At 35.6% G+C, this 8,731-nt stretch carries 10 protein-coding genes; 2 read left to right on the top strand and 8 right to left on the bottom strand.

Annotated features, from left to right (window positions below):
• The 4 genes from OWO01_RS12325 to OWO01_RS12310 all read right to left on the bottom strand — a co-directional run.
• Window positions 1-533 (bottom strand): 2-dehydropantoate 2-reductase N-terminal domain-containing protein (locus OWO01_RS12325; protein ID WP_268780763.1); only part of this gene is annotated, 533 nt, incomplete at its 3' end.
• 565 nt (window positions 534-1,098) lie between these two features.
• Window positions 1,099-1,584 carry an RsfA family transcriptional regulator gene (locus OWO01_RS12320; protein WP_268780762.1) on the bottom strand — a complete coding sequence of 162 codons (486 nt, stop codon included), beginning with the start codon at window positions 1,582-1,584 and terminating at the stop codon, window positions 1,099-1,101.
• 200 nt (window positions 1,585-1,784) lie between these two features.
• Window positions 1,785-1,958 (bottom strand): 50S ribosomal protein L32, encoded by a 174-nt coding sequence (rpmF, locus tag OWO01_RS12315; protein ID WP_268780761.1) that lies wholly within the window; start codon window positions 1,956-1,958, stop codon window positions 1,785-1,787.
• 88 nt (window positions 1,959-2,046) lie between these two features.
• On the bottom strand, window positions 2,047-2,571 hold the full coding sequence (locus tag OWO01_RS12310; protein WP_268780760.1) for a YceD family protein: 525 nt from the start codon (window positions 2,569-2,571) through the stop codon (window positions 2,047-2,049).
• Between the two features lie 136 nt (window positions 2,572-2,707).
• Between OWO01_RS12310 and OWO01_RS12305 the strand changes: the two genes are divergently transcribed.
• Complete coding sequence (locus OWO01_RS12305) at window positions 2,708-3,934, top strand: nucleotidyltransferase (RefSeq protein ID WP_268780759.1); 1,227 nt, start codon at window positions 2,708-2,710, stop codon at window positions 3,932-3,934.
• Between the two features lie 53 nt (window positions 3,935-3,987).
• Here OWO01_RS12305 and OWO01_RS12300 read toward each other — a convergent pair whose 3' ends face one another.
• Window positions 3,988-5,004 carry a SepM family pheromone-processing serine protease gene (locus tag OWO01_RS12300; protein WP_268780758.1) on the bottom strand — a complete coding sequence of 339 codons (1,017 nt, stop codon included), beginning with the start codon at window positions 5,002-5,004 and terminating at the stop codon, window positions 3,988-3,990.
• Window positions 5,005-5,324: 320 nt separating this feature from the next.
• Between OWO01_RS12300 and ylbJ the strand changes: the two genes are divergently transcribed.
• A complete protein-coding gene (gene ylbJ / locus OWO01_RS12295; RefSeq protein WP_268780757.1) occupies window positions 5,325-6,530 on the top strand; it encodes a sporulation integral membrane protein YlbJ in 1,206 nt (401 codons plus the stop codon).
• Window positions 6,531-6,628: 98 nt separating this feature from the next.
• Here ylbJ and coaD read toward each other — a convergent pair whose 3' ends face one another.
• From coaD to OWO01_RS12280, 3 genes are all read right to left on the bottom strand, one after another.
• Window positions 6,629-7,120 (bottom strand): pantetheine-phosphate adenylyltransferase, encoded by a 492-nt coding sequence (gene coaD, locus OWO01_RS12290; RefSeq protein ID WP_268780756.1) that lies wholly within the window; start codon window positions 7,118-7,120, stop codon window positions 6,629-6,631.
• Window positions 7,113-7,682 (bottom strand): 16S rRNA (guanine(966)-N(2))-methyltransferase RsmD, encoded by a 570-nt coding sequence (rsmD, locus tag OWO01_RS12285; RefSeq protein WP_268780755.1) that lies wholly within the window; start codon window positions 7,680-7,682, stop codon window positions 7,113-7,115. Before rsmD ends, coaD begins: the two co-directional genes overlap by 8 nt.
• A gap of 728 nt (window positions 7,683-8,410) precedes the next feature.
• Window positions 8,411-8,686 carry a YlbG family protein gene (locus OWO01_RS12280; RefSeq protein WP_268780754.1) on the bottom strand — a complete coding sequence of 92 codons (276 nt, stop codon included), beginning with the start codon at window positions 8,684-8,686 and terminating at the stop codon, window positions 8,411-8,413.
• Between the last annotated feature and the right edge of the window lie 45 nt (window positions 8,687-8,731).

Genomic DNA, 8,731 nt, shown 5'->3' with positions numbered 1-8,731 from the left:
AATAATAGATGATACCAATCTTCTTTTATTTCTATCTTAAAATTCAGCCTAGACAAATGTTGAGAGTATTTTTTTAATAAAGATGCCTCTCCCTGGTATAAGGAAAGATTTATTTTTCCAACCCCTGTGTGTGCTACAGTTGCTTCATCCTCTTTTCTGGCAGCATGTTCACAAGTACCAATAAAGATTTGATTAACAAGGTTATGGTGCTTTATCAAGTCAATATGTCCCATTCCATTTTGCAAAAAAATAAGTACTCCTGAGAAATTGTGAAATTTATCGAGAATGTCCTCAAGATCATATTGTTTTACACAAATAAAAACAAGCTCATCTCCAACATATGTATTTTCATTAAATTGTTTTGCTTTAACCTGGTATTGTTTTGAGTCTGGCAAACAGCAGACTTGCTGGTCTTGAATTATCTGAGCTTGCTTTTTACTTCTTACATAAAGTGTAACTTCGTGTTGTTGTTCTGACATTTTTGCTGCGATAAAAAGTCCAATTGATCCACCACCAATAACACCAATCCTCATATCAACACCTCTTATCTAAATTATAAATTCGACATTTTCCCCTACAAAGCATATAACATTCTTTTATTTTCGTCCACCCAAAAAACACCCCTTCACAAACCACAACTTCACAATAGACTCAAACAGTGTGGTAAATAATTTGAATAGCAACCTCCTCCGCTTAAATTAGCATTTGACTCGTAAAATTACGAATCAAAAAACTGTTTATATAAATTTGCAATAAAGTTAATAAGTTCTAAAACCTGTTAAATATGCTAATACTTTAGATCGGTATCCAATAATCGAATTCAAAAACAATTAGATCCACCATCTAGCGTATCAAATGAAATTGGCGACACTCCAGCAGGAAAAGAGCGAGCTGAAGATCCACTCGGAAGTGAATTTCTTCCGAGTTAGCTGAAGCCGCGCCCTGCGGAAAGGGAGCCAAGTTCATTTGAGGAGCGGGATAAAAAGCTTCTGTTACCGCACAGTTTATTCATATGATGTATCCACGTTAGGTATTTGTTGTTTATGAAAAGTGAATATGAGATTTCTAAATAGATAGAATGACAAAAAGAAAAAAACCTTATAGCAAGGTTTTTTCTTTTTGCTCATCGATTTTAGATATAAGTCCATTAATTTCATTGATAATTACCTGATAAGCTTGAAGTTGTTCTTTTAACTGTTTATTTTCGGTTACTAATGATTGATACTTTTCTTGATCCACTGAAAAAGCTTGATCTACTTTCAGCACATTTCCTTTTACTTTTTCTAATAAAGAAATCGCTGCTTCTAAAGTAATTTGCTCCGTCGAGTGATCGGTATACAAAGGCTTTTCTGTTATCGTTACTTTTTTTCGATCCTTTTTTGCTTGTTCAACAGCATTTTCATAAACTTTACGAACAGAAGCATTCCAACGAAAACCACAAGCCGCTGGTGTCCTCGATAATCTTTTCGCAACTTCTCTAAAAGCCTCTAATTGCGTTTTTCCTTCTCGAATATAGTTTAATACTGTCTCAGCAAGTAAAGCATCTTCATCTTTTGTCCAAGCATCTTGTCTACTCGTATTCATTTCCTACCCCCTCCTATTGTTGCTATTACTATATGCAAGAAAAGGGGCTACTAGAATTAAAATAGAGCAAATTTCTATCTACTATGAACAATCATTGAAATTTCTCAACAAAAAAAGATGACTGCATAAACTGTCATCTTTTTTTGATTAGAGAGATAAACTATCTCCCCAATCTGAAAGCATATTATTTTTAGAATAGTCTATGATTCAACTACTTGCTTCCCATCATAATGTCCACATGCTTTGCAAACATGGTGAGGTTTAGTAAGTTCACCACAATTGGAACAAACAACCATTCCTGGTACATGTAATTTCTTATGCGTACGTCGTTGGTTTTTCACCTTTTTTGATGTTCTTCTTTTTGGTACTGCCATGTCTTACACCTCCTTCACTTCCGAAACGAAAATCTCCCTTACTATATAAAATACATAAGGCTAGGAAGTGATATGTTAACACTTTACCTTATTGATTTTCATTCTTTTCATCATCATTTAGTAATGCCTGTAATTTCTCAAGCCGAGGATCAATTTTACCCTCTTGCTTTTCTTCAGAGACTATCTCCCATCCTTCACCTTCTGTTAAAGCATTTGCCTCCATTTGTTCTGGATCGGCAAAGACACGGAATGGAATCTCTAATAATACATTTTCCTTTATAAAGGGCTCTAAGTCAAGTACTTCTCCATCAACTGGATGAATTTCCGACTCATCTTCTTCGGTGTAATAAGGATTAGTAGAGAATAGCTCTACTACATTCACCTCAAACGGATATGGTACGTCCACTAAAGTTCTAGCACACGGCAAAATCATTGTACCTTTAATTGTCATTTGACAAGTAATTGTCTGTCCTTGCGCTGTAGCTGTCCCTTTCACGGATACAAGACCAATCTTTCTAATGTCATTCTTTAATGATTCTAGTTCTGAGAGATCTACTTGCTCATCAAATGCATAACCTTCCGATTGATTAATTTTCTGAATTGAAATTTTCACTTCTATCACCTCAAAGCACAAAGTTTATTGTAAAAGGTATAACTTGATTTGTCAATATTTTTTCTTTACAGGTATGATTGATTGTCCTTATTATGAATCCTTTTATGATACAATACTAACAAAAGGAGGGGCAATTATGAAAGCAACAGGGCTTATTGTAGAGTATAATCCATTTCATAACGGACATCTTCATCATTTAGAACAGGCAAAGGTAAAGACCAATGCAGACTGTTTAATAGCCTGTATGAGTGGAAATTTCCTTCAACGCGGAGAACCAGCGTTAGTGGATAAATTTCATCGCGCAAAAATGGCTATCGATCAAGGTGTTGATCTTGTTATTGAGCTTCCTTATTTATACGCTGTACAACATAGTGATCTGTTCAGTCTCGGAGCAGTAAAAATACTAAATGAATTAACAGTCGATTATCTAATATTTGGAAGTGAAGCAGGGGAAATTGATTCTTTCCAATCACTTTTTCATACATACATGCAAAATAAAGGTACATTTAACACACAACTTAAAAAGAAGTTAGCAGAAGGTTTGTCTTTTCCAAAAGCTAATCAACAAGCCTTTGAGTTAATTAGCGTTGATAAAGAAACAGATATGGTGGATTTAACCAAACCGAATAATATATTAGGTTTTAGTTATTTAAAGGCGATTGCAGAGACTAATTCATCCATCAAGATAGACACAATCGCTAGAAAACAAAGTGACTATCATGATGAAACATTAACTACTCCTATCGCTAGTGCTACTAGCATACGAAAGACAATAAAAGAGCAAAACAAACTCTCCGCCCCTACCAACTTAGCATTACCAATCAATTCTCATCAATACTTGGAATCCTACAAAAAGAGTGCAGGAATATGGCATTCTTGGGAGGCTTATTTCCCTTTCTTGCAATTTCGTGTCTTAACGGAGTCAAAAGAGGAGTTAGCCCAGATTCAAGGAGTTGATGAGGGTTTAGAATACGCACTTATCCAAAGCGCGCATAAAGCAAGGTCTTTTACAGAATGGATCGATCTATTAAAATCGAAACGATACACGTATACACGATTACAACGCATGTTTGTTCACTTACTTACTAATACTTCCAAAGATACGATAAGCAGGCTCCACCAGCAAGAATCCATTGTTTGTATGCGTCTACTAGGAATGAGTGAACAAGGAAAACGCTACTTAAATCATACCAAAAAAATCCGTAGTGCACCGGTATACACACAACTGCGAAAAGAATTACCTGACTTAATGAAATTAGACGAGAGAGCAACCGATGTTTATTATTTACCGATAGCGCTTGATAAGCGTCAAAAATTACGAGCTCAGGAATTCTCCGCTCCTTATTATAAAAAATCAAGGTAAGAAGTAGCGGCATAGCTATTGTTAGCCATGCCGCTACTTTTGGTATATATTTTTCACTCTAAACTAGCTAAGTAATCAAGTGCATCATCAAATGTATCGACGGCTACAATTTCCATAGGTGTTCCAATCGCTTCTGCAGTTTCTCGAGCCAATCGATAATTTGAATTCGGTGCATCGTTCTCAAATGGCACAAAGAATATATCCATCCCAGCATTATGCGCTGCAACTACTTTTTTATCAACTCCACCTATTCGCAATACATCCCCTTGATAGGTTACCTCACCAGTCCCAGCAATTTGATACCCCCTAGTTACATCTTCCTCAGTTAACTGATCATAAATTTCTAGAGCTAACATGAGACCTGCACTAGGCCCACCGATATTACCGCTAGAAAATTCAATCGAGGGTTCAACGTTAACCTCACGATTGGTAACCAATTGAATTCCAATCCCTACTTGTTCTGGATTGTTAGGAAAAGCAATTAATTCAATGTATTTATCGAGGTGATCGTCCTCTCGTTCAATGGAAAGAAGAATTTGATCTCCAGCTTCTTTTTGATTCACTATTTCAATTAAATTATCAGCATCGGTTACTTCTTGGTTATCTACCGCGATAATTTTATCACCAATTTCTAATACCTCTTCAGCCGGCATTCCTGGTATGACAGAAACAACATACACCCCTCGGTAGGTGATATCAATAGATTGTTCAGCCGCTTGATAAGCTACAACTGTAGAAGCCTCTTGGGAATTTTCCATTAAACGTAACTGGGCTTGCAAATACTCCTCTCTACTATATCCTTCTGGAAAAACTTCTTCTAGACGTTCAATATCATGATACGGCCTAATCGCCCCTAATAAATATTGTAATGGCGTTGCGCGCCCCCCTCTTACTGTTACAAGGTGCAACTCACCAACACTATCATATCTACCATCAATATTAACAACTGGATCTAAAGGATCAGCAGTACCTGGTTTATAAATATAATATGGTAGTGGAAATGTTATCGTAAATATAAATATAGCGATCAGGACGAAAAAAGCTGCAATTCTCTTTTTATTCTGTAACATATTTTACCCCTTTCAAAAAAATCAGTTGTTTCATTTTATGTTAGGCAAAGATTTACCATACTTATTTTATTCTTAAGATTATTTTCTTAAAAATTTTGTTAAGGGGCAATTTCTAAGTCCAAGTGGACGAACTACAGTGCTCCTTATTGAACATCTCGTAACTTTCAAACAGGAAAATATAAATTCTAAGCATAAAAAAAACAGATACTTGCGTATAGTTATATATAGCTTGGCCATAAGAAACTAAATTAATTTTACTACCATATTGAAGATAAGTATAGCAATTTACGCTTCTTATCCGTTACTTGGGGGGATTCCGTTTGAAATCAAAGATAAAATCATTCGTTTTAGCTGGCTTTGCTATAATCATCGCTTCCAACCTCATTATTTTCCCAACACAAACACTTGAAGCTAGTTTGCGAGGGGTTAATATTTGGTGGGGGACTGTCTTTCCATCATTATTACCATTTTTCATCACGGCTGAGTTATTAATTGGTTTTGGAGTTGTTCGTTTTATCGGCGTTCTGTTCGAACCGATTATGCGCCCCGTCTTTAATGTCCCTGGAGTTGGAAGTTTTGTTTGGGCTATGGGAATGGCTAGCGGCTATCCTGCTGGAGCTAAATTAACGGCTCGTCTAAGACAAGAGCAGCAACTGACTAGGGTGGAAGCAGAAAGGCTCGTATCCTTCACAAACGCTTCCAATCCATTATTCATCATCGCCGCTGTTTCGGTAGGCTTTTTCCACGATGCATCTTTAGGATTTTTATTAGCGATTGTCCACTATAGCAGTAATGCATTAGTTGGGGTCTGCATGCGTTTTTACCGACGTGAACCTAAAGAGCATAGACATCAGGAGCGATCATCAAAATCACTAACAAAAGCTTTTCAAGCACTACACGAGACGAGAATCAAGGATAACCGTCCATTTGGAAAATTATTTGGCGATGCTGTTATTCAATCAGTTCAGACATTATTAATGATCGGTGGATTCATTATTATATTTTCTGTCTTTTCTGCCCTGTTATTTCAAATTGGTATCGCGAATTTTGCTAGTGAAATCATAGGTATACTTTTTTCTATACTCTCTCTTCCTAACGAGCTTGCCTTACCCTTTTTCTCCGGAATATTTGAAATAACGTTAGGAGCACAATTGATTGCAAATTCAGGCGTTGACACATTGTTACCCCAAGCGATACTTGTGAGTATTATGCTAGCATTTAATGGGTTTAGTGTTCAAGCCCAAGTGGCTAGTATTTTAGCAGAAACCGACATTCGGTTCCTCCCATATTTTATGGCGAGATTGTTACACGGCAGCTTTGCCACTGTGTTAGTGATCACACTCTATCCTTTCCTTTATACAAGAAGCGAACATATGAGCACAATATCTCTTCCAGTCATCGCTGAAAGCAATCATAATTTCTTTGTAAATTTATATACAAAAATGCTCGAGTTAGGACCCATACTTACTATTTTCACCTTACTTTTAACTAGTATTATTCTTTATCGGCGAATAAAAAAAATATAATGATTGTGTTTTTTCAAATCTATTGGATTTGAAGCCTAAACATTTCGGATAGATGCTTTGCGATGAACCTAAAAATGTTAAAAAGAGTACAACTTCAATTAGTTGCTACTCTTTGAAAATTTTTTTTGCAAAGCTAAATCAACAGCTTCAGGAACAAGGTCTGACACATTAGCATGATATTTAGCCACCTCTTTTACCATACTGGAGCTTAAGAAAGAGTATTTATTGTTTGTCATAATAAAAAACGTTTCCACAGCAGCGTTTAACTTTCGATTCATGGATGTGATTTGAAGCTCATATTCAAAATCACTAATTGCACGTAAACCTCGTACAATCGCCTTTGCACGTTTTTCCCGTGCATAATCCATTAATAAGCCTCCATGCGAATCTACTGTAACATTACCAATATCTTTGGTTGCACTTTTCAACAAATCCATTCGTTCTTCCACAGTAAATAAAGGATCTTTTGATTGATTATTAAACACCGCTACAATTACATGATCAAATACTTTTGCTGCTCGCTCAATAATATCTAAATGTCCAAAGGTAACAGGATCAAAACTGCCTGGACAAATTGCCAATCTACTCATAAATCTCTTCCTTTCTTTTGTATAAAGATATAGCGGTAGTTCCACCGTAATTGTCTGTTTTCATTTGGATAAAGCTTGCATGCTCTTTTGGTAAAGACTGCTTCGTATCATGTTCACAAACAATGATTGTGTCTAGGTGTGTCACATTATTTTCTGCTAAACTCGTCAACAAACTCTCATAGGAAATTTTTTGATAAGGAGGGTCTAAAATAATCAAATCAAATTCCAACGCTCGCTTACTCGTTGCTTTAATAGCTCGAAACGCATCATTACGATATACTTCCGCTTTCCCCTCTAATTTTAGAGCCTGTAAGTTTGAATGAATAACTTGAATCGCTTGTTTTTGTTGATCAACAAAAACTACATGATCCATACCTCTACTTAATGCTTCAATACCCAAGCCACCACTACCAGCAAATAGGTCCAAACAGATCCCACCCTCAAAAAAAGGACCGATAATATTGAATAAAGATTCTTTAACTTTATCTGTAGTAGGACGGGTCAACTTATTCGAAACAGTTTGTAAAGGATGACCCTTATATGTACCTGCAATAACTCTCATCACTGACACCTCTTAATTTATGTATTCGACTTAATCCTACCACAAAAAAACTCAACTAGGAATATTATCAAACAAACATGGTCAAATATCATTTAATTTTGCAGGTAACCACGAGAGCTCCTTGTTACTTTTATCCAATGCAACCTTACGTAAGACTGCCATTTCAAAGCAACATAAAAGTTACAGTGACGCAATGTACGGACCTTAGATCACCCTAAAAGCCTAACAATAAGGAAACTATAAAAATATCCACTTATTGAATTTTTCCTTTATTAATATCAAAGGTTTTTCAACTCTAATGTATAGAATACTTTGTCTTGTCTATAATAAGCTAGTGAAGTAACTGTTTGACAGCTTTCCTATTTTATAAGGAAGCTAATGTCACTATTGAAGTGGTTGTTACTTCTTGAAGACGGAAAAGACTTACGTTTCCCCATAAGTCCTTTCCGGTTTCTCCTCTCCCTTTGCCTTTTTGATTCACTCGAATATAGAATCAAAAAGGGCCTGCAGTTTTTCTGCAGGCTTTTTTTTACCCTATAGGTAAGTCTAAATAGTTATATTTGTGACGATATTTTTAGGTATTCTATCATTAACATAGATGCAAAAATTATTTTAGTATAACAGTAGGATCTGATGGTTGCTTTAGCTTGTCACCATCAGCCTCTTACAAAATATACCTTCTAATTTGTTTTTTAGAGCATTTATCATTTGAAAACATCTTCACTTGATTAAATCCCCATTTTATAGTCATATTCTTTTGCTTTATCAAATTTTGCATTTTCAAACTCTGTTCTAACAAATGGTTTATAGGATAGATCGACTTTTGAGACAAATGGTAATCGCTCTAACTTCATCCTTTTGTCTTCAATTTCTTCTTGATCCACATAGATTACTGCATAACGATCATTTCTAGAAACTGCAATTAAATGACCATATCGTTTTATTTGTTTCACATTTTTCATGTGTTGAAACCAAACAATTAATCCTTGTCTTTTCTTATGCATTCGAAGACCCTCACTTACTTTTGGGATTTTACTTCACATTCATTA

The organism is Natronobacillus azotifigens (genome assembly GCF_026805325.1).
Taxonomy (GTDB): Bacteria; Bacillota; Bacilli; order Bacillales; family Amphibacillaceae; genus Natronobacillus; species Natronobacillus azotifigens.
The sequence above is the reverse complement of the archived record's forward strand: the minus strand, read 5'-3'. Positions and strand labels throughout refer to the sequence as shown.

Bases quoted from the DNA above. Each gene is read 5' to 3' on its own strand.
- OWO01_RS12300 (WP_268780758.1), bottom strand. From the start codon at position 5,004: ATGTTACAGAATAAAAAGAGAATTGCAGCTTTTTTCGTCCTGATCGCT.
- OWO01_RS12280 (WP_268780754.1), bottom strand. From the start codon at position 8,686: ATGCATAAGAAAAGACAAGGATTAATTGTTTGGTTTCAACACATGAAA.
- OWO01_RS12305 (WP_268780759.1), top strand. From the start codon at position 2,708: ATGAAAGCAACAGGGCTTATTGTAGAGTATAATCCATTTCATAACGGA.
- rsmD (WP_268780755.1), bottom strand. From the start codon at position 7,682: ATGAGAGTTATTGCAGGTACATATAAGGGTCATCCTTTACAAACTGTT.
- rpmF (WP_268780761.1), bottom strand. From the start codon at position 1,958: ATGGCAGTACCAAAAAGAAGAACATCAAAAAAGGTGAAAAACCAACGA.
- coaD (WP_268780756.1), bottom strand. From the start codon at position 7,120: ATGAGTAGATTGGCAATTTGTCCAGGCAGTTTTGATCCTGTTACCTTT.
- OWO01_RS12320 (WP_268780762.1), bottom strand. From the start codon at position 1,584: ATGAATACGAGTAGACAAGATGCTTGGACAAAAGATGAAGATGCTTTA.